The following is an 18812-nucleotide window of genomic DNA, read 5'->3' on the forward strand; positions in this document are numbered from 1 at the left end:
CGGAGAAAGGGGTATGGCGGAGTTCTGTCACGCTCCGGCGTACTGTGCCGCGCCGACGTATTCGGCGAGGTGCTCGCCGGTGACGGTGGACCGGGTGGCGACCAGCTCGGCGGGGGTGCCCTCGAAGACCACGCGGCCGCCGTCGTGCCCGGCGCCGGGGCCGAGGTCGACAATCCAGTCCGCGTGCGCCATGACGGCCTGGTGGTGTTCGATGACGATCACCGACCGGCCGGCGTCGACCAGCCGGTCGAGCAGGCCGAGCAGGTTGCGCACATCGGCCAGGTGCAGGCCGGTGGTGGGCTCGTCGAGCACGTAGACGCCGCCGTCGGCGGCCATGTGCACGGCCAGCTTCAGCCGCTGCCGCTCGCCGCCGGACAGCGTGGGCAGCGGCTGGCCGAGGGCGACGTAGCCGAGGCCGACGTCGGCCAGCCGGCCCAGGACGGCGTCGGCCGCGGGCGTGCGCGCGGCTCTCGTACCGAAGAACTCCCGCGCCTCGGCCACCGGCATGGCCAGCACCTCGCTGATGTCGCGGCCGCCGAAGCGGTATTCGAGCACCGAGGCCTGGAAGCGCCGGCCTTCGCAGTCCTCGCAGGTGGTCGCGATCCCCGCCATGATCGCCAGATCGGTGTAGACGACGCCCGCGCCCTTGCAGGTGGGGCACGCGCCTTCGGAGTTCGAGCTGAACAGCGCCGGCGACACGCGGTTGGCCTTGGCGAAGGCCTTGCGGATCGGTTCCAGCAGCCCGGTGTAGGTGGCCGGGTTGCTGCGCCGCGAGCCCTTGATCGGGCTCTGGTCGATCGTGACGACGCCGGGGCGTCCGGCCACCGAGCCGTCGATCAGCGAGCTCTTGCCCGAGCCGGCCACCCCGGTCACGACGGTGAGGACGCCGAGCGGGAGGTCGACGTCGACGTTCTTCAGGTTGTGCTTGTCCGCCCCCCGCACCGCCAGGACGCCGGTCCGGGTCCGCACCCGGTCCTTGACCGCGGCCTTGTCGTCCAGGTGGCGGCCGGTCAGCGTGTCGGCGGCCCGCAGGCCCGCTACGGTGCCCTCGAAACAGACCGCGCCGCCCGCGGTGCCGGCGCCGGGGCCGAGGTCCACCACGTGGTCGGCGATCGCGATCACCTCGGGCTTGTGCTCCACGACGAGCACCGTGTTGCCCTTGTCGCGCAGCCGCAGCAGCAGCTCGTTCATCCGCTGGATGTCGTGCGGGTGCAGGCCGACGGTCGGCTCGTCGAAGACGTAGGTGACGTCGGTGAGCGCCGACCCGAGGTGCCGGATCATCTTGACCCGCTGTGCCTCGCCGCCGGAGAGGGTGCCCGACGCCCGGTCCAGGGAGAGATAGCCCAGTCCGATGGTGACGAACGAGTCGACGCTGTGCAGGAGCGCCGCCTGAAGCGGCGCCACGGAAGACGCGTCCAGGCTCCGGACCCAGTCCGCGAGGTCGCTGATCTGCATCGCGCAGGCGTCGGCGATGGTGATCCCGCCGATCTTCGAGGAGCGGGCCTTCTCGTTGAGCCGGGTGCCGCCGCACTCGGGGCAGGCCATGAACCTGACCGCCCGCTCCACGAAGGCCCGCACGTGCGGCTGGAGCGTTTCGACGTCCTTGGCCAGCAGCGACTTGCGGACCCGGTCGACCAACCCTTCGTAGGTCGTGTTGTAGCCGCCGACCTTGACCCGCGTCGCCTCGTGGTGGAGGAAGTCGTCGAGCTCCTGCGCGGTGTAGTCCTTGATCGGCTTGGCCGGGTCGAGGAGCCCGGAGGTCGCGTAGATCCGGTAGTTGTAGGAGCCGACGTGATAGCCGGGAACGGTGATGGCGCCGTCCTCCAGCGACTTCGAGGCGTCGTAGAGCTGGTCGGGGGCGATGTCGGTGACGGACCCCATGCCCTCGCAGCGCGCGCACATGCCGCCGGCCATGTCGAAGTTGCGCTCCTCGACCTTCCCCTCCCCCATCTCGACGGTGACCGCGCTCGCGACGCTGATCGCCGGGATGTTGAAGGAGAACGCCCGCGGCGCGCTCAGGCGCGGCTCGCCGAGCCGGCTGAAGAGGATCCGCAGCATCGCGTTGGCGTCGGTGACGGTGCCGACGGTGGAGCGCGGGTTGCTGCCGATGCGCTCCTGGCTGACGATCAGGGCCGTGGTGAGGCCTTCGAGCACGTCGACGTCGGGCCGTGACAGGGTCGGCATGAACCCCTGCACGAACGCGCTGTAGGTCTCATTGATCAGCCGCTGCGACTCCGCGGCGATCGTGTCGAAGACCAGCGAGCTCTTGCCCGAGCCGGACACGCCGGTGAACACGGTCAGCCGGCGCTTCGGGATCTCCACGTGCACGTCTTTGAGATTGTTCTCCCGTGCCCCGAACACCCGGATGAGATCGTGGGTGTCCGCGGGGTGCGGCAGGTCGCTGCGATCGATGGACTCGGCGGTCATGGCGTCTCCAAGAGCGTCAGAGTGTTCCAGAAGCGGGCTCGGCGGGCCTCAGCGGGATTGCGACGCGTACTTGCGGACGGCGAGGGTCCCGAACAGCAGGGTCACGCCGGCCGACCAGGCGAGCGTCTGGAGGACCTCGCTGCCGACGGGCGTGCCGTCGCTCAGCCCGCGCACCGAGTCGACCATGGTCGTCATCGGGCTGTGGTCGGCGTACGCCTGGAGCCATCCCGGCATCGAGCCGGTCGGCGCGAACGCCGAGGACAGGAAGGTGAACGGGAACAACCAGGTGAGGCCGGCGGACTGGGCCGCGTTCGGGCTGCCGGTCGACATGCCGACGTAAACGCCGAGCCAGGACATCGCGTAGCCGAAGAACAGCAGCAGCGCCAGGCCGCCCAGCGCGGGCAGCAGTCCGTCGTCGAGCCGGAAGCCGATGAGCAGGCCGACGACGATCATCACGGCCACGGACACGAGGTTGCGGAGGATCTCCGACACGGTGCGCCCGACGAGCACGGCGGAACGGCTGATCGGCATCGAGCGGAAGCGGTCCATGATCCCGGAGCGCAGGTCGGTGGACACCCCGACCGTGGTGCCGAAGACCGAGCCGAACAGCACCATCTGCACGAAGATGCCGGGCAGCAGGAACTGCTTGTAGTTCCCGCCCGGGACGTGCATCGCGCCGCCGAAGACGTAGGTGAACAGCAGGACGAACATCACCGGCTGGATCAGCGCGTACGCGACCAGCTCGGGGCTGCGCAGGATGTGCCGGATGTTCCGCCGCGCCATCTCCGACACACCGGAGAACCACCACCCGGGCCCGCGCCGGGGCGCCTGGGCCGGATCGCTCCGGAATTCCACGGCCATCGCGACCATCACCGTCCGCCTTTCCGCTTCTTCGAGCTCTGCCGCGGGTCCGGAGCCGGCTCGGCGGGGTGGCCGGTCACCGCGAGGAAGACGTCGTCGAGCGTCGGGCGCCGCAGCGCCACGTCGCCGACCACGATCCCGCCGTCCTTCAACAGGGACATGACGCCGGTGAGCTCGGTGCCGTCGGAGACCGGCGCCTGCATCCGCAGCGTTTCCCGGTCGACGACCGGATCGACGCCGAGCCGGTCCACGAGCAGGGCCCGGGCCCGGTCGAGCGCCTCGCCGTCGGCCAGCGCCACGTCGACCCAGTCCGATCCCACCTCCGCCTTCAGCTGGTCGGGGGTGCCGTGCGCGATGACCCGGCCCCGGTCGAGCACGGAGAGCGAGTCGGCGAGCTGGTCGGCTTCCTCAAGGTACTGCGTGGTGAGCAGCACGGTGGTGCCTTCCTGGCGCAGTTCTTTCACCAGGCCCCAGAGCTCCCGGCGGCTGCGCGGGTCGAGTCCGGTCGTGGGCTCGTCGAGGAAGAGCAGCCGGGGCGCGGCCATCAGGCTCGCGGCCAGGTCGAGCCGGCGGCCCATGCCGCCGGAGTAGGTCTTCACCTGGCGGTCGGCCGCTTCCAGGAGGTCGAAGCGGGTCAGCAGCTCGTCCGCGCGGGCCGCGGCCCTGGCGCCCGACAGCCCGAACAGCCGGCCGACCATCCGCAGGTTCTCCCGGCCGGTCAGCAGGTCGTCGACCGCCGCGGTCTGGCCGGTGAGGCCGATGGCCGCCCGGACCCGCCAGGCGTCCTTGCCGACGTCGAGGCCGAAGACCTCAGCCCGGCCCTCGTCCGGCCTGAGCAGGGTGCTGAGGATGCGGACGACGGTCGTCTTGCCGGCGCCGTTCGGGCCTAGCAGGCCGTGGACGGTACCCTCGTCGACGGTGAGTTCGAGGTTGTCGAGGGCCGTGACGGCACCGCGTTTGGATTCGAAGCGCTTGGAGACGCCGGCCACCAGGACCGCTGCCGTCATGGGTGAGGCTCCCTTCTCGCCGAGAATTCCGCCGAGGCCGGGAATTCGCGGGAATATGGATTCGATGACCGGGCTCTGAGATCAGCCGGTTGCCATCCCCATTCAGCATATATCTGAAATAACGATGTAAACTTTTCACCCCGGCGGACGAGGTGGCGGGCGATAAAGTCTCAATCGTGAAGAAGCTGCGACCCGTCGATCTGGCCCGGGAGCACGGCATCTCGCCGCAGGCGGTCCGCAACTACGAACGGGAGGGCCTCATCCCGTCCGCCGAGCGAACCGCCTCCGGCTACCGCGTCTACACCGAGGTGCACGCCGCGGCGCTGCGGGCGCTGCTGATGCTGGTCACCGCGCACGGCTACCCGGCCGCCCGGGAGATCATGCGCGAGGCCACCGCCGGGCGGCTCGACGCCGCGCTGACCGCGATCGACCGCAGCCACACGCAGCTCCTGCGCGACCGCGAGACGCTGACGGTGGTCAGCGCGGGGGTCGCGCACCTGACCGGGGCGCCGGCCACCGAATCCGGATCCGGATCCGCTCCGCCGGAACGCGGCCAGGCCCTCAGCATCGGGCGGCTGGCCGGCCGCCTCGGGGTGACGGCGGCGACGCTACGCAACTGGGAGAGCGCGGGCATCGTGGCGCCACAGCGGCTGGCCACCGGCCATCGCGCGTACAGCGCGCAGGACGTCCGCGACGCCGAGCTGGCCCACCTCCTGCGCCGCGGCGGCTACCGGCTGGAGGTGATCGCGACCGTGGTCCAGCAGCTCCGCACCGCCGGCGGCACCCAGTCGTTGGCGGCGGCGCTGGAAGACTGGCAGCGACGGCTGACCGCGCGCGGCACCGCGATGCTCGACGCCGCCGGCCGGCTCGCCGGGTATCTGGCGGTGCTCGAACGCGGCTGAGCGACCGCCGACACCGCCCGAACCAGCTGAGCCACCCGAACCACCCGAACCAGGCAAGCCGCCGGAGCTGCTCGACGGCATCGCGGCCCGAGCCGGACCCGATCAGGGCTCAGCGTGGCCGACGCCAAACCCGATCGATGTCTTGCGGGTCTCTTTCTCGAATCGCCATGGCGCGCGCCGGAACGACGAACGATGCACTGGCAGGCGTTCGGCAGGTGGCGAGAAAGGGCGGGTCGATGAGCCGGATACGGGAGCAAGGCTGGATACGGACCCTGACCGCGGTCAGGGCGCCCTCCGTCCGCTTGGTGTGCTTCCCCCACTCCGGGGGCTCGGCGTTCGCGTTCCGGGACTGGGCGGCCGCGCTGCCGCCCGGCGTGGAGCTGCTGGCCGTGCAGTATCCCGGGCGCGGCGACCGGTTCGGCGAGGACCTGGTGGACGACGTCGCCGAGCTGGCCGGGCACGCGGTGGGGGAACTGCTGCGGCGGCCCGCGGCCGAGCAGGTCCTGTTCGGGCACAGTCTGGGCGCGATGGTGGCGTACGAGACCGCCGTGCTGCTGCGGGACGTGGGGTGCGAACCGGTGCGGCTTTGCCCCTCGGCCTGCCTGCCGCCGGGCCAAATGGCGAACCGGGACGTCCACCGGGCGCCCGACCGCGAGTTCTGGGACAGCCTGCTGGCGCTGGGCGGCATCGACCCGCGGATCGCCGAGGACATGGAACTGCGCCAGATGCTGACCCCGGCGCTGCGCTCGGACCTGCGGGCGCACGCGACCTACCGGCCCGGCAGCACGGCGGCCTCGCTGTCGTGCCCGATCAGCTGCTACCACGGCGCCGGCGACCCGCTGGTGGACCAGAGCCGGCTCCCGCGCTGGGGCGGCGTCACCTCCGGCGAGTTCCGGCTGCGGGTGCGGCCGGGCGGACACTTCCACGTGACCGCCGACGTGGCCGAGCTGGTGTCGGACATCCTGGCCCCGCGGTGACGTGAGCGGGCCGGCGGGCGGTGCCGCGATCGGGTCCGTCCAGGACACCTGATCTCGGCACCGACCCCGCCACCGACCTCAGGGCCGGGGCGCGTCCCACCACACCGCCGTGTGATGCGTCTGCTCCCCCTCACCCGGCGCCACGGCGTAACCGGCGGACCGTCCCTCGGCGTTGACCGCGAAGACGTACGAGCCCAGCCCCAGGTCGCCGAGATCGGTCGCGCGCTCCCGGCCCGGCTCCCACAGGACCGTGGTGAACGGGAACGTGGCGGCGCCGGCGAAGTCGCGGATGCCGACGATCTGGCCGGCGTCGTTGGCCGTGAACGCGACGCGGCCGGGCAGCTCGACCGGGGCCGCATCCGGCGCCGTCCAGTAGACGGCGATCGACGGACCGCCGCTGACGGCCATCCGCCAGCCGACGATCAGCCCCTTGTCGTTGCCGCCGGTGGCGTACGCGTCGGTGCCGCCGCCGGCGGACAGCTCGTGCGGGGTCAGCGTGCCGGGCTCCCAGACCACCGCCGCGTGGTGCCAGCTCCGCTCGTCGAGCTGGGTCACCACCCCGCCGATCACCCCGCCGTGCTCGTCGAGCGTGCGCGCCAGGGTCAGCGGGCCGACGGCCGACGGGTCGAGCAGCGGAAGCGGCGTGTAGGCGCGGTCCGCCGGATCCCACAGGAACGACCCCACGGGCACGTTCATCCCGGGCGCGGCCGGGTCCGGGACGTCGGTCATGCCGACGACGAGAATCGTGCCCCGGTCGTTGACGTCGACGGCGACGGCGCTGGCGGCGCCGGGCGGCAGCGGCAGGACCGCCGGCCCGGTCCGCACCTCCCAGACGAACGCCTCCATCGGCCGGCTGCCGTCCGCGGACGCACCGAGCCCGCCGACCACCACCCCGGCCCGGTTGATCGCCTCTGCCTGCGAACTGCGCTCCTCGGACGGCGTGAGGTCGATCAGCGCGCCACCGTCGGTCTCGGGATTCATCAGGAAGGCGTGGGTCGTCTCCGTCCCCGGGAGCGCGGTCGTGCCCACGACGTCGCCGCGGTCGTTGAGGTCGGCGGCCCGGCTCACCGCCCCGGGCCCGGCCAGCGACCCGATGATGGTGAGCCGCGGGCTCTGCTCGGCGCGCGGGGATACGGCCGGTTCGGATCCTGTCGTCATCGTCTTGCCCTTCCATCCGGTTCGGGGTTCGGGGGGTTCGGGTCTGGAGGCCGCAGCCGGTGCAGCAGCGCCGCCCGGTCGACCTTGCCGGTGTCGGTCAAGGGCAGTTCGTCGAGGGCGACGATGCGCGCCGGGACCATGTACGAGGGCAGGAGCGTCCGCAGCACGCCGACGATCTCCGCCTTGGGCAGCGGCTCGGCGGCCGGGACGTAGAAGGCGGCCAGCGTCCGGCCGCCCGGCCCGGCCGGCGCCACCACCGCCGCGGCGCCGACCCCCGGGCACTGCAGGAACGCGCTCTGCACCTCGCCCAGCTCGACCCGGTAGCCGCGGACCTTGACCTGGTCGTCGAGGCGGCCCAGGAACTCCAGGTCGCCGCCGGGCAGCCAGCGGGCGCGGTCGCCGGTCCGGTACATCCGCTCGCCGGGCCGCGCCGCCCACCGGTCGGCCAGGAACCGGGCGGCCGTGAGGCGGGGAGCGCCGGCGTAGCCCAGGGCGACGCATTCCCCGGCGATGTAGAGGTCTCCCTCGCCGCCGACCGGGCACGACCGCAGGCCCTCGTCCAGCACGTAGTAGCGGGCGTTCTGCATCGGCTTGCCGTAAGGGATGCTCGGCCAGCCGGGATCGACCTCGCCCACCGGGTAGCGGTTCGACCAGACGGTGCATTCCGTGGCTCCCCCCAGCGCCACCACTTCGGCGCCGGGGAAGGCGGTACGGATCTGGTCCGGGAGCGGCACCGGGATCCAGTCGCCGCTGAGCAGCACCAGGCGGAGCGTGTCCCGCCCGGCCGGCGCGCGGACCGTGAGGAAGGGCATCACCATGGCCAGCGCGGCGGGTGCCGAGTCCCAGATCGTGACGTCCTCCTGTTCGAGCACGTCCGCCAGGCTGCCCGGCTCGGCGAGCTCCGCCGCCGACGCCAGCCGCACCGACGCGCCGGCCGCCAGCACCCCGAAGATGTCGTAGACCGACAGGTCGAAGGAGAAGGACGTGACGAACAGGACCCGGTCGGCGGGCCCGACCGCGTGGGTGCGGTTCATCCAGTCGAAGAGGTTCACCGCCGACCGGTGGGTGACGACGACGCCCTTGGGCGCGCCGGTCGAGCCGGACGTGAAGATGGTGTAGCAGACGTCTTCAGCCCTCGGGCCGCTGGCGAGCGGATCTGCCGACTGCCGGCCGACGTGGTGCCCGGTCCACAGCGGCTCGCGAGGCGCCGCCGTGCCGTCGCCGGGCGGCGCGCCGCGGATCACGGCGTCATACCGGACGGCCAGTTCGCCGGCGAACCGCTCGGGATCGCGGCGGTGGACCCGGGAGTACGCCACGCCCGGCAGCACCTCGGGGAGGCGCTCGATGAAGCGCGGCGGCACCCGGAGCTCGGCGCCGCCGCCGGATTCGGGGTCGATCAGGTCGGCGAGCACGATGGCGCCGCCGGGGGCGAGCAGTCCGAGCAGCGAGTCGAGGGTGCCGATCACGTAATCGAGGTCTGGCAGGAACTGCACAGTGCTGGCGAGGAGGATGACGTCGAACGGGCCCCGCACGCGCTCGGCGGCCTCGTGGGCGAAGCACACCACGCCCTCGACGACGCCCTCTCCCCCGGCCCTCGCCCCGGCCTCCAGGCTCCGCGCCACCGACACCGGTGACGGGTCCACGGCGACGTAGCGGGACGCCCCCGGCGCCAGCGCCTCGACGATCAAACCGGACCCGCATCCGATCTCCAACACGGCGGGCCGCTGCCCGGCCGACGCGGCCAGGGCGAAGGAGGCCACGTGGTCGCGGTAGGTCCGGACGTCCTGTTCGTCATAGGGCCGCGCCGAGCGGCGCAGGTTGAACCCGGCGGCCTCCAGCGGGTCGGGGGCGCCGGCCACGAAGTCGAAGAAGTCTGCGACCCGCCCCGGCCGCAGGGTCGCGGTCCACGAGAACTCCTCCGGGACGTCCGGGCACAGCACGTGGCGCAGCGACGGCACCTCCCACCGGAACTCCTGCACCGAGCGCAGGGTGGCCCGGTCGGTCAGCACCGCGGCCGCGCCGAGCCGGTCGAGCAGCCCGACCATGCGGCGGGCCGGCCACGACGGGTCGAGCGGGACGTAGGACGCGCCGCACTTGAGCACGGCCAGCAGGCCGACGAGGGACGACACGTCCCGCTCGCCGCACAGCGCCACGACGGCGCCGCGGCCCAGACCCAGACCGCGCAGCAGCCGCGCCAACCGGTTGGCCCGGTGGTCCAGCTCGCGGTGCGTCAGGACCTGCTTGTCGGCGGTCACGACCGCCGGGTGGTCCGGGTAGCGCCGGGCGGCCTCGGCGACCAGGTCCGGGATGGTGGCGTCGGCGCGGAACGGCCGTGCGGTCCGGTTCCACTCGTTCCGGGGGGCGCTGGACGCCGAAGCCGGTTGGGTGCTCATCGGGCCGGCGTCCCGACGACGGCCCCGGCCTCCGCGAGCGCGTCCGTCAGCTCGTTCACCGTCGGGTGGTCGAAGAAGAGCCGGAGCGACAGGCGCCGGCCGAGCTGCGCTCCGAGCCCGGCCATGATGTCGGCGATCAGCAGCGAGTGCCCGCCGACCTCGAAGAAGTCGTCGTCGTCGGTGAAGCGGTCGTGGTCCAGCGCGTCGGCCCACCGGGCCCGCACCTGGGCGCGCAGCGGGCCGCGCGCCGAGTCGCCGTGATCGCCGTGATCGCCGTGATCGTCCTGGCCCGATCCGTTGTCCTTCACCGCGCCTCCTGTCCGCGGTCGCCGCCGCTGATCGGCTGTGACGGTCGCCGCCCAGGTGCCAGTCTCGCGACGGCGCCGCGTGGTCGTCCGTGGGTCTGTCAGACTTCAGTCAGGGTTGCGGCCGGCCGACCCCGCGGGCCCGTCATCCTCACGTACATGGGATCGAACTCAAAGAACCGATGGTTCGTCGGCGTCGCCCGCAATCCGGCCCGGGAGTGCGCGCTGTACGCCTTTCCACACGCGGGTGCGGGCACGACCGCGGTGCGCGACGTGTGCGCCGATCTCGCGGACAGTTTCGACACCTTCGGCGTCCGGTTGCCGGGCCGCGAGTCCCGCCTCGGCGATCCGGTGGAGACCGTGATGGCCACGCTCGCCGACAAGCTCGCCGACGAACTGGCTCAGCACACGCGGGGACGGCCGCTGGTGCTGTACGGCCACTGCGCCGGCACGGTGATCGCCTACGAGGTGGCTCGGCGCCTGGACCCCGCGCAGCTGCGGGGGCTGGCGGTGTCCGCGCACCCGGCGCCCGGCACCGTCGGCCGGGAGCCGACCTGGCAGCGCCCCAGGCGGGAGTTCTTCCAGCAGGTCGTGACCGACGGGTTCCTCCCGCCGGAGATCCTCGCCGACACCGAGTGGCTCGACATCGTCGAGCCCGCGATGCGCGCCGACTACGAGCTCGTCGAGACCTACGAGCTGGAACAGTTCGCCCGCGGGACCGTCGAGCGCATCGCGGCCCCGACGGTGGCCGTGTTCGGCCGCGACGACCGCACCCTGGACCCGGCCCATGTCGAGGCCTGGTCGGCGTGCACCACCGGGGCGTTCCGGGTGGTGTCGACACCGGGTTCCCACGACCTGCCGCGCAGCCATCCCGCGGAGCTGGCGGCGGCCATCCGCGGCCACCTGGCCGCAGAGTCCTGATCCGCCGGACCGGTCAGGACCAGTCAGAACGGGTCAGGACCGGTCCGGCTGCCGCGCCGCGTCCACCTCAGCCGCCAGGTCCGCCAGCGTCGCGGCCTCGAAGATGCTCCGCATCGGGATCACGACGTCGAACTCCTTGCGGATCTGGCGGGCCAACATGGTGGCGAGTACCGAGTGGCCGCCGAGGAGGAAGAAGTTGTCCTCCGGACGCGCCTCAGGAATCCCCAGGACGCGCCGGACGATGCTGTACAGATCTGTGTCAGTGTCCAGATCCACGGGATCGGACACGGCCGCCGGCGGCGCGGAGCGCTCGGCGTGGGCGGCGCTGACCGCCGCCCGGTCGATCTTGCCGTTGGGATCGGTGGGGAAGCGGTCGACCACGGTCACCCGGTACGGCACCATGTGGTCGGGCAGCGACCGGGCCGCGAACTCCCGCAGCTCCTCGCCGCCGATGCCGCCGACACCGCCAACCCCGCCGGCCCCGGCGGCCCCGGCGGAGGCGGTCACGTAGCCGGCGATCCGGGCGCTCGCCACATCTCCCTCGACCACGACGCAGGCGAGCTCGACCGAGGGATGCGCCGCCAGCCTCGTCTCGATCTCCCCCAGCTCGACCCGGAAGCCGCGGAGCTTGACCTGGCTGTCCGCCCGGCCGGTGAAATAGAGCTCGCCGTCCGCGCGGCGCCGGCCCCGGTCCCCGGAGCGGTAGATCCGGCCGCCGGCGGGGCCCGCGGGATCGGCCACGAACCGGGTCGCTGTCAGTCCCGGATGGTTCAGATAGCCCCGGGCCAGGCCCGGTCCGGCGAGGTACATCTCACCTTCGCCTCCGGCGGCGACCGCCCGCAGCCGCTCGTCGAGGACCCGCACCACGTTGTCCGGGAACGGCCGGCCGATGCTGATGTCTTCGGGTTCTGTCACGCGCCCCATGCTGCTGCCGACGGTCACCTCCGTGGGCCCGTACCCGTTGAACAGCGACCGGCCCTCGGACCAGGTCCGCACCAGGGCCGGGGACACCGCGTCGCCGGTGGACACCAGCTTGCCGCCGGGCAGCACGCCGTGGGCGTCGGTGACGCTCAGCGCCACCGGCGGCAGGGTCGCGTGGGTCACCGCGTTCGCGATCATCGTCTCCCGCAGCGGCGCTCCGGGCAGCAGATCCTCGGCCGCGGCCATCACCAGGGCCGCGCCGGACAGCAGCGCGAGCGTGATGTCCCAGAAGGCGGCGTCGAAGCTGATCGACGCCCACTGCAGCACCCGGTCGCCCGGACCCGCCCCGAGGTGTTCGCGCTGGCCGGCGGCCAGGGCCGCGACGCCGCTGTGCGGCACCGCGACGCCCTTGGGCCGGCCGGTCGATCCGGAGGTGAACACGACGTACATCAGATGCTCGGGACGCAGCGGGCGGCGCCGCTCGGCGTCGGTCACGTCGTGGCCCGGACGCGCCGCGCACTCGGCCCGGAAACCGGGGTCCAGGACGTCGATCCGCGGCAGCGCCGTCTCGGCCGGCAGCACCGGTTCGGCCTGCCCGCCCAGGTGGATCAGCAGCAGCGGCCGAGCCTGGCGCACCATGTGGGCCAGGCGTTCGGCCGGATACGCGGGGTCGAGCGCGAGATAGGCCCCGCCCGCCTTGAGCACCGCCAGCAGCACCACGATCAGCTCGTCTGACTTCGGCGCGGACACGGCGACCACCCGGTCGGGCCCGACACCGCGGTCGATCAGGGCTCTGGCGAGCCGGTTGGCCCTGGCGTTCAGCTCCGCGTAGCAGACGCTCCGGCCTTCGTACAGGACCGCCGGCCGGTCGGCCGCCCGGGCGGCGACCGCCTCGAACAGCCACGGAACGGTCCGCTTCTCCTCGCGGGATGATCCGCCCGGCATGCGCGCCGCCTCTCACAGGAATCAGGGATGGAAGGTGACCGGGAGCGTGCTGTGGCCGCGGATGAAGTTCGAATAGATCCGGCTCGGCACCCCGGCCAGCTCGATCTCGCCCACCCGCGCGACCAGCGCCTGCAGCAACGCGCCCAGCGACGCCCGCCCCAGTGCCGCACCCAGGCAGAAGTGCGGACCGTGGCCGAACGCGACGTGCTTGTTCGGCTCGCGCGAAAGGTCGAGCTCGCGCGGCGCGGCGAACACCGTCTCGTCGTTGTTCGCCGAGATGGTCCACAGCGTGACGATGTCGCCCGCGCGCACCTGCCGGTCCCGGAGGGTGAAGTCGCACAGGGCCGTGCGCGCGAAGTGCATCCCCGGCGTCGCCCAGCGCAGGAGTTCCTCCACGGCGGTGGCGATGGAGACCGTCCCCTTGCGCAGGCCCTGCCACTGGTCGGGGAACTGGGTGAAGGCCAGGACCGAGCTGATGGCCGTCACCCGGGACGACTCGTCCCCGCCCAGGATCAGGCTGTAGCAGTTGAGCGCGACCTCTTCCGGGGACAGCGGCCGGCCCTCGACCTCGGCCCCGGCGATCATGCTGATCACGTCGTCACCCGGGTGCTCGCGCCGCTCGAACGCGAGGTCCATCAGGTAGAGCACGATCTCGTTGCGGGCCTCGATCGCGTCCAGCCGGGCGCCGCCCGGGCGGTCCGCGCTCAACGCCGCCTTGTTCCAGCCGAGCAGGTCCCGGCGGTCCGCCGGCGGGATCGACAGCAGATCGCAGATGGTGTCCATCGGAATCCGGTCGGCGACCTCCGCGGCGAAGTCGAACGTCCCCAGCTCGGCGACCTCCGCGACGAGCGCCGCCGTCCGCTCCTGGACCCGCCGCACCACCTGGTCCAGCACTCGCGGCGAGACCGCGCGCAGGACCACGTTGCGCAGGGCGCGGTGCCGAGGCCGGTCGGTGACCACGAGCATCTTCGCGCTCGCCGAATCGTCGCCGTGCAGCAGCACGTCCAGGACGTTGCCGCGGGCCGAGCTCAGCCGCTTCCAGTCGCCGTGGCCGGCCAGGACGTCGTCGTAGGCGGCCACCACCCAGAACCCGGGCCGTCCCGAGGAGGACGGGTGCCAGTACACGGGCTGTTCCCGGCGCACCCGGCGCCAGAACTCGTGCGGGTCGTTCTCCACGAACGTCGCCGGGTCCGTAAGGTCGAGCGACAGTGTCATCAGTCCCTTCGCCATCAGCCCCTCCCTGGCTCTGCGGCCCCGTTATGGATTGTGGCGACCAGGCCGCCGCGCCCGCCGGTGTCTTGCCGGTCTCTTTCCTCGCCGGATCGGCGGTAGCCGCCAGCGTGGCCGAGGCCGTCAGGGCCCGAGCACCGGTTCGGCGACCCGGGCCGGCGCGGGGGTGAGCAGTGTGTCCACCGCTCCGCGCTCGCCCTCGCGGACGAACCACTCCCGGCCGTAGGCCCCGGCGAAGCCCGCCGGGTCCAGGTCGGCCGTCTCCACCTGGCTGGCGTGCGAGGCCATCGCCGCCATCTTGGCCAGCAGGTCGGGGCCCTCGGCGTCGATGGTGACCGAGATCCGGGACGCCGGGACGCCGACGTCCAGTCGGCCGCCGGCGGCGCGGTGCAGCACGTGGCCCGGACCCGCCCGCAGCGCCGCGGCGTCCACCGTCGCCTGGTAGCCGGCCAGGCGCAGGCCGCGGGCGACCACGGCTCCGACCCGGTGGACCTGGACGTGGTCGACGTGCCCGTAGATACCGCCCGGGTCGTAGTGCACCAGCGTGGAGGCGCCTTCACGGACCGCGATCCGCGCCACCCGGCGGGCCACCTCCGCGACCGGTGCCGCGCCGAGCGTCCCGGCGCGGTACGGGCCGTCGTGAGCGCCGGAGTCGGAGTAGCCCAGGACCTCCAGCCTGGCCACGCTCAACAGGTCGCAGGCCCGTTCGAGTTCGGCGAGGCGACGGCTGCGCAGGGACTCTCCGGGGGACAGCGGCACTCGGAGGATGCCTGCGGCGCCGTCGGTCGCCATGACGAGGACCACCCGCGCACCGGCGTCGGCCAGCCGGCGCATGGTGAGTCCGGTGAAGATCGTCTCGTCGTCCGGGTGCGCGTGCAGGACGAGCACGGTGGGCCGACTGGTCATGATGGGTCCCCCAGTGGTTGCCGGGCCGGCGGGTCAGAACGAGAGCTGGGGCTCCATGCAGTCCAGCATGTAGCCCCGCCCCCACACGGTCCGGATCAGCAGGCCGATCGGGAGCAGCCGGCGGCGCAGCCGCATGATGTGCAGGTCCAGGGAGTTCCGGTTGAGCTTCGGGGTCCGGTCGGCGAAGCGCTCCATGAACTCGATGCGGTACACCACCTTGCCGAAGCGGTCGATCAGCAGGCGCATCAGCTCGGTCTGCGTGCTGGAGATGGAGATGGTGTGCTGGCCGAAGGTCAGTGTCCCGGTGGCGTCGATGGTCGGCGCCCGGCGGCGGTTGAAGCGGTGCTGCAGAGCCCTGACCCGCGCCTGGAGGTCGTCGGTGGACACCGGCGGACGGACCCAGTCCTCGACCGGATCGTCGCTGATCGGGGGCTGCGCGCATCCCTCCACGACGAGCAGCCTGGGTACGCCGTCCTGCTGACAGCGGCTCCGCAGATCCGATTGCACCGGCCACCGGATGAATATGACGTCGAAATTCTTGACACCCACTGGAAACATCCTCCCGTGATCACTCGATGAGATGCATGCCTCCATCGACGTCTGACAAGCGTCAGCCGCTCGCCCGCTGAAGGCACTGTTCGAGTAGTTCGGGCCCGCCGTATCGGACGACGGCGTTGGCCGCTCCGCGGCAGCGCGGAAATGGCGGCCCGATGCCCCGTCCGACCCGTTCACGCCAGAGCCGTATTGATCCGATTTCTGCCCATTAAAATAGTAGGTACGTCAACAGCCGTAGCCTGCCGAGCCCTGCGTCGTCAGTCGACGCGGCCCTGCCCGTGTACCCCGGACACGCAGTCCCACAACTCCGGGAACGGCATCGCCAGCCGATCGGCCAGATACGCGGTGCCCGCGGTACCACCCGTTCCCCGCTCGCCGTGGCCGATCATCTTGGCCACGAGCTCCAGATGCATCACCTTCCACTTCCAGATCTTCCGGGCCAGGTCGAGCATCGCCGACACCACCCGGGCCAGCCCTTCGCAGCCCGGACAGCCGCGGGCCATCACCAGGTCCGGCAGCGCGACGTCCTCGGCCTCGCAGGCCACCGCCAGCGCCTCGGACAGCGGGCAGTCGCCGCGCTTGGTCAGGCCCAGGCGCCGGTCCAGCGCCGCGAACTGGGCCGACTGGCCGCCGCTGGCCTGACCCAGGGCGCCCCGGAAACACGCGAACCGCCCCGGCGGCATGACCGCCAGCGTGTCCAGGCTCGCCGCCATCACGTCCAGGACGGCGACCGAACGCCGCAGGCACTCCTCGGCGTCGGCGTACTGTCCCGCTTTCAACGCCGGGACCGCCTCGTCGAGGTCGAGCAGCACCTGGGACAGCCACAGCTCGCCGGCCTGGTGCACGACGATGAAGAAGTGCTCCCAGGCGCGGATCAGCGGCGTCTCCCGGGGCGAGCGCGGCTGCTGCAGTCCGAGCAGGTCGTCCACCCGGATGTAGCTCCCGTAGGTCAGCCCGCTCATCACGCCCGCCCCGCCGCTCGCTCGCCGCCCCAGGTGCGGCACGCCCGGAGGAGTGCCTCAGTGCCCTCCAACAGCCGGGTCCGGTCGCCCGCGAAGGAGATGCGCACCACGGTCCGGGTGCTCGGGTCGCCCGGGACGGTGAAGGCCGCCGCCGGGGCGACGGCCACGCCGTACTCGGCGAGCAGCCGGTCGGCGAACTCCGTGGCCGTGTGGCCCGAGGACGCGATGTCCAACAGCGCGTACCAGCCGCCGGCCGGCGGGCCGGCGATGAGGCCGGCCTCGACCAAGGCGCCCATGGCGGCGTCCCGGGAGCCCCGCACCGCCGCGACGTTGGCGCGGACCGCGTCGCCGTCGCCGAGCGCGGCGAGCGCGCCGATCTGCGCGGGCGTCGGCGGGGCGATGATCGAGCCCTCCTGGACCCGGCGCAGCAGGCCGGCGAACTCGTCGTTGGGCGCGACGATGTAGCCGACGCGGCATCCGGTCATCGCGTAGCCCTTGGAGAAGGTGAAGGCTGAGAAGACGCGCCGCCGGGCCGGCTCCACGTCCGCCTCCAGCGCCGCCAGCGGAGGATGTCCGCCCTCGTAGACGAAGTCCTCGTAGGCCTCGTCGCTGACGACCAGCCAGTCCCGCTCCGTGGCCAGCGCCAGCAGCTCGCGAAGCGCGTCCGGATCGGCGACCGCGCCGGTCGGGTTCGCCGGCGAGTTCACGACGATCACCCGGGTGGCCGGCGTCGCGGTCCGGGCGACGGCGGCCACGTCGAGGGCGTAGCCGGGCCCGAGCGGATACCCGGCGACGTCGTATCCGTTCAGCACCCCCTGCTGGCGGTAGATCGGCCAGTGCACCCGGGGGATCAGCCAGGCGGCTCCGGGAGTGTGGACCGCCGCGCCCACCGCCGAGAGCCCCTGGCACGAGCCGGGAGTGACGAAGACATGGTCGGCGGTGGTGCCGACGCCCTGCGCGGCCAGCTTCGCGACCAGGGCCTCGCGCAGTTCCGGCATGCCCTCGGCACTGGTGTAGGCGCACCGGCCGTCGAGCAGCGCCCGGCGCATCGCCTCGACGGCGGCCGGCGGCATGGCGAACGCCGGCTCGCCGACGTGCAGGGCGTTGGCCTCCCGGCCGTGGGTGTCGGTCCAGCGCCGCGAGGCGCGGAACACCGCGTGCAGACTGGATTCCGGCACGCGCTCCACCGGGTAGCGTCGTCGGTGTTCGACCAGTTCGGTCATCGGCCCGCTCCTATGTCGTGTCCCTGTCGGCGGGTAACCGCGGACAGAGGTGAACGCTGATTCGCTTTTTCGCTGATTCGTGGGCCCTCCGCGGCCCTCCGCGCCGGTCCATCACGCACTCCGCCCGCCGTCGATGGCGAGCAACGCGCCGGTGATCCAGCCCGACTGGTTCGGATCCACCAGGGCGCACACCCACCCGGCCACCTCGTCCGGCGCTCCGAACCGGGCCATCGGCGTACTGTCGAGCAAGGTCTTCCGCAGGCTCTCGGTCTCTTCGGCGCCGAGGCCCAGGTCCTCGTACATGGGGGTGTCCACCGGGCCGGGCACCACGGCGTTCACCCGGATCCGGGGAGCGAGCTCGCGGGCCAGCGACCGGGTGAGGCTGTTGACCGCCGCCTTGCTCGCCCCGTAGAACGAGCGGCCGGGCATCGCCAGCACGCCGCCGACGGAAGTGACGTTGACGACGCTGCCACCCGCCTCGGTGAGGGCCGGCAGCAGCGCCTGAATCAGCGCCGCCGGAGCCCGCACGTTGACCGCCAGCATCCGGTCGAAGTCGCCGAGATCGGCCGTCTCCAGGCGGGCGAAGCGGGCCACGCCCGCACAGTTGACCAGCCCGTCGAGCCTGCCGAAACGCTCCTCGACGAAGGCGCGCAGCCGTTCCGGGGCCGCGGGATCGGCGACGTCCATCGGCAGCGGCAGCACCGGGCCGCCGTCCTCACCCCCGCTCCCCCGGCCAGCGGCCGAGGCCGCCTGCGACGTCTGCGACGCCTGCGATGCCAGGTCCGCCAGCGGTGCCGGGCGGCGGCCGACAGCGATCACCGTGTCGCCCGCCGCGGCGAGGCGCACGGCCACGGCTCGGCCGATACCCGAGCCCGCTCCCGTGACCGCGACCACCCGGCCCTGATCCACCATCTTCGCCTCCTGATATGACAAAACCGATTCTTCTGGTTCACGCCGCCCAGGACATTTCTTCTGTCGCAAATATTTCCGTCACCCGAACTGATTGGCGCGATCCGTGCCGTGTCAACCGAGGACGGGTTGGGGTCCTTACCGCGCTGTAAAGCGCCGAACCCGTGGAAAGCCGAGTTCACCAGCCCGTCCCGCCGCCGCACCGGCCGG

At 72.5% G+C, this 18812-nt stretch carries 16 protein-coding genes; 3 read left to right on the forward strand and 13 right to left on the reverse strand.

Features of this window, described 5'->3' with window-relative positions:
- Positions 1-27: 27 nt before the first annotated feature.
- From ABH935_RS01045 to ABH935_RS01055, 3 genes are read right to left on the reverse strand one after another with little or no spacing between them, the layout of a single operon-like run.
- Positions 28-2427, reverse strand: a complete 2400-nt coding sequence (locus ABH935_RS01045; protein WP_370375831.1) for an ATP-binding cassette domain-containing protein — start codon at positions 2425-2427, stop codon at positions 28-30.
- Between the two features lie 48 nt (positions 2428-2475).
- Positions 2476-3297, reverse strand: a complete 822-nt coding sequence (locus ABH935_RS01050; RefSeq protein ID WP_370375832.1) for an ABC transporter permease — start codon at positions 3295-3297, stop codon at positions 2476-2478.
- On the reverse strand, positions 3297-4295 hold the full coding sequence (locus ABH935_RS01055; RefSeq protein WP_370375833.1) for an ATP-binding cassette domain-containing protein: 999 nt from the start codon (positions 4293-4295) through the stop codon (positions 3297-3299). Before ABH935_RS01055 ends, ABH935_RS01050 begins: the two co-directional genes overlap by 1 nt.
- Positions 4296-4471: 176 nt before the next feature.
- Here ABH935_RS01055 and ABH935_RS01060 point away from each other — a divergent pair, with 176 nt between their 5' ends.
- Together ABH935_RS01060 and ABH935_RS01065 are read left to right on the forward strand one after the other, a co-directional pair.
- On the forward strand, positions 4472-5197 hold the full coding sequence (locus ABH935_RS01060; protein ID WP_370375834.1) for a TioE family transcriptional regulator: 726 nt from the start codon (positions 4472-4474) through the stop codon (positions 5195-5197).
- 236 nt (positions 5198-5433) lie between these two features.
- Positions 5434-6174: a thioesterase II family protein gene (locus ABH935_RS01065; protein ID WP_370375835.1), complete on the forward strand. Its 741-nt coding sequence runs from the start codon at positions 5434-5436 to the stop codon at positions 6172-6174.
- Between the two features lie 78 nt (positions 6175-6252).
- Here ABH935_RS01065 and ABH935_RS01070 read toward each other — a convergent pair whose 3' ends face one another.
- Genes ABH935_RS01070 through ABH935_RS01080 form a run of 3 tightly spaced genes read right to left on the reverse strand, consistent with a single transcriptional unit; the run spans position 6253 to position 10033 of the window.
- Entirely contained in the window at positions 6253-7332 is a 1080-nt protein-coding gene (locus tag ABH935_RS01070; RefSeq protein ID WP_370375836.1) for a hypothetical protein, read from the reverse strand.
- On the reverse strand, positions 7329-9725 hold the full coding sequence (locus tag ABH935_RS01075) for an amino acid adenylation domain-containing protein (protein ID WP_370375837.1): 2397 nt from the start codon (positions 9723-9725) through the stop codon (positions 7329-7331). The genes ABH935_RS01070 and ABH935_RS01075 overlap by 4 nt, the downstream gene beginning before the upstream one ends.
- The gene (locus tag ABH935_RS01080) at positions 9722-10033 is read right to left on the reverse strand and encodes an acyl carrier protein (protein WP_370375838.1); all 312 of its coding nucleotides are present in this window, start codon (positions 10031-10033) and stop codon (positions 9722-9724) included. The genes ABH935_RS01075 and ABH935_RS01080 overlap by 4 nt, the downstream gene beginning before the upstream one ends.
- 156 nt (positions 10034-10189) lie before the next feature.
- On the opposite strand from ABH935_RS01080, the gene ABH935_RS01085 reads away from it, so the two are divergent.
- The gene (locus ABH935_RS01085; RefSeq protein ID WP_370375839.1) at positions 10190-10951 is read left to right on the forward strand and encodes a thioesterase II family protein; all 762 of its coding nucleotides are present in this window, start codon (positions 10190-10192) and stop codon (positions 10949-10951) included.
- Positions 10952-10984: 33 nt separating this feature from the next.
- On the opposite strand, the gene ABH935_RS01090 is transcribed toward ABH935_RS01085, so the two are convergent.
- From ABH935_RS01090 to ABH935_RS01120, 7 genes are all read right to left on the reverse strand, one after another.
- The gene (locus ABH935_RS01090) at positions 10985-12817 is read right to left on the reverse strand and encodes an amino acid adenylation domain-containing protein (protein ID WP_370375840.1); all 1833 of its coding nucleotides are present in this window, start codon (positions 12815-12817) and stop codon (positions 10985-10987) included.
- A gap of 21 nt (positions 12818-12838) precedes the next feature.
- Positions 12839-14047: a cytochrome P450 gene (locus ABH935_RS01095; RefSeq protein ID WP_370375841.1), complete on the reverse strand. Its 1209-nt coding sequence runs from the start codon at positions 14045-14047 to the stop codon at positions 12839-12841.
- Positions 14048-14170: 123 nt separating this feature from the next.
- Positions 14171-14953 (reverse strand): PIG-L deacetylase family protein, encoded by a 783-nt coding sequence (locus tag ABH935_RS01100; RefSeq protein WP_370375842.1) that lies wholly within the window; start codon positions 14951-14953, stop codon positions 14171-14173.
- Positions 14954-14986: 33 nt separating this feature from the next.
- A complete protein-coding gene (locus ABH935_RS01105) occupies positions 14987-15502 on the reverse strand; it encodes a helix-turn-helix domain-containing protein (RefSeq protein WP_370375843.1) in 516 nt (171 codons plus the stop codon).
- Between the two features lie 263 nt (positions 15503-15765).
- Complete coding sequence (locus ABH935_RS01110) at positions 15766-16470, reverse strand: tryptophan 2,3-dioxygenase family protein (protein WP_370375844.1); 705 nt, start codon at positions 16468-16470, stop codon at positions 15766-15768.
- On the reverse strand, positions 16470-17693 hold the full coding sequence (locus ABH935_RS01115) for a pyridoxal phosphate-dependent aminotransferase (protein ID WP_370375845.1): 1224 nt from the start codon (positions 17691-17693) through the stop codon (positions 16470-16472). Before ABH935_RS01115 ends, ABH935_RS01110 begins: the two co-directional genes overlap by 1 nt.
- Positions 17694-17804: 111 nt before the next feature.
- On the reverse strand, positions 17805-18605 hold the full coding sequence (locus tag ABH935_RS01120) for an SDR family NAD(P)-dependent oxidoreductase (protein WP_370375846.1): 801 nt from the start codon (positions 18603-18605) through the stop codon (positions 17805-17807).
- Positions 18606-18812 lie beyond the last annotated feature (207 nt).

The organism is Catenulispora sp. GAS73 (assembly GCF_041262085.1).
Classification (GTDB): domain Bacteria; phylum Actinomycetota; class Actinomycetes; order Streptomycetales; family Catenulisporaceae; genus Catenulispora.

Coding starts and splice junctions, on each gene's coding strand:
- ABH935_RS01045 (WP_370375831.1), bottom strand. CDS start 2,427: ATGACCGCCGAGTCCATCGATCGCAGCGACCTGCCGCACCCCGCGGAC.
- ABH935_RS01050 (WP_370375832.1), bottom strand. CDS start 3,297: ATGGTCGCGATGGCCGTGGAATTCCGGAGCGATCCGGCCCAGGCGCCC.
- ABH935_RS01055 (WP_370375833.1), bottom strand. CDS start 4,295: ATGACGGCAGCGGTCCTGGTGGCCGGCGTCTCCAAGCGCTTCGAATCC.
- ABH935_RS01065 (WP_370375835.1), top strand. CDS start 5,434: ATGAGCCGGATACGGGAGCAAGGCTGGATACGGACCCTGACCGCGGTC.
- ABH935_RS01070 (WP_370375836.1), bottom strand. CDS start 7,332: ATGACGACAGGATCCGAACCGGCCGTATCCCCGCGCGCCGAGCAGAGC.
- ABH935_RS01075 (WP_370375837.1), bottom strand. CDS start 9,725: ATGAGCACCCAACCGGCTTCGGCGTCCAGCGCCCCCCGGAACGAGTGG.
- ABH935_RS01085 (WP_370375839.1), top strand. CDS start 10,190: ATGGGATCGAACTCAAAGAACCGATGGTTCGTCGGCGTCGCCCGCAAT.
- ABH935_RS01090 (WP_370375840.1), bottom strand. CDS start 12,817: ATGCCGGGCGGATCATCCCGCGAGGAGAAGCGGACCGTTCCGTGGCTG.
- ABH935_RS01095 (WP_370375841.1), bottom strand. CDS start 14,047: ATGGCGAAGGGACTGATGACACTGTCGCTCGACCTTACGGACCCGGCG.
- ABH935_RS01100 (WP_370375842.1), bottom strand. CDS start 14,953: ATGACCAGTCGGCCCACCGTGCTCGTCCTGCACGCGCACCCGGACGAC.
- ABH935_RS01110 (WP_370375844.1), bottom strand. CDS start 16,470: ATGAGCGGGCTGACCTACGGGAGCTACATCCGGGTGGACGACCTGCTC.
- ABH935_RS01115 (WP_370375845.1), bottom strand. CDS start 17,693: ATGACCGAACTGGTCGAACACCGACGACGCTACCCGGTGGAGCGCGTG.
- ABH935_RS01120 (WP_370375846.1), bottom strand. CDS start 18,605: ATGGTGGATCAGGGCCGGGTGGTCGCGGTCACGGGAGCGGGCTCGGGT.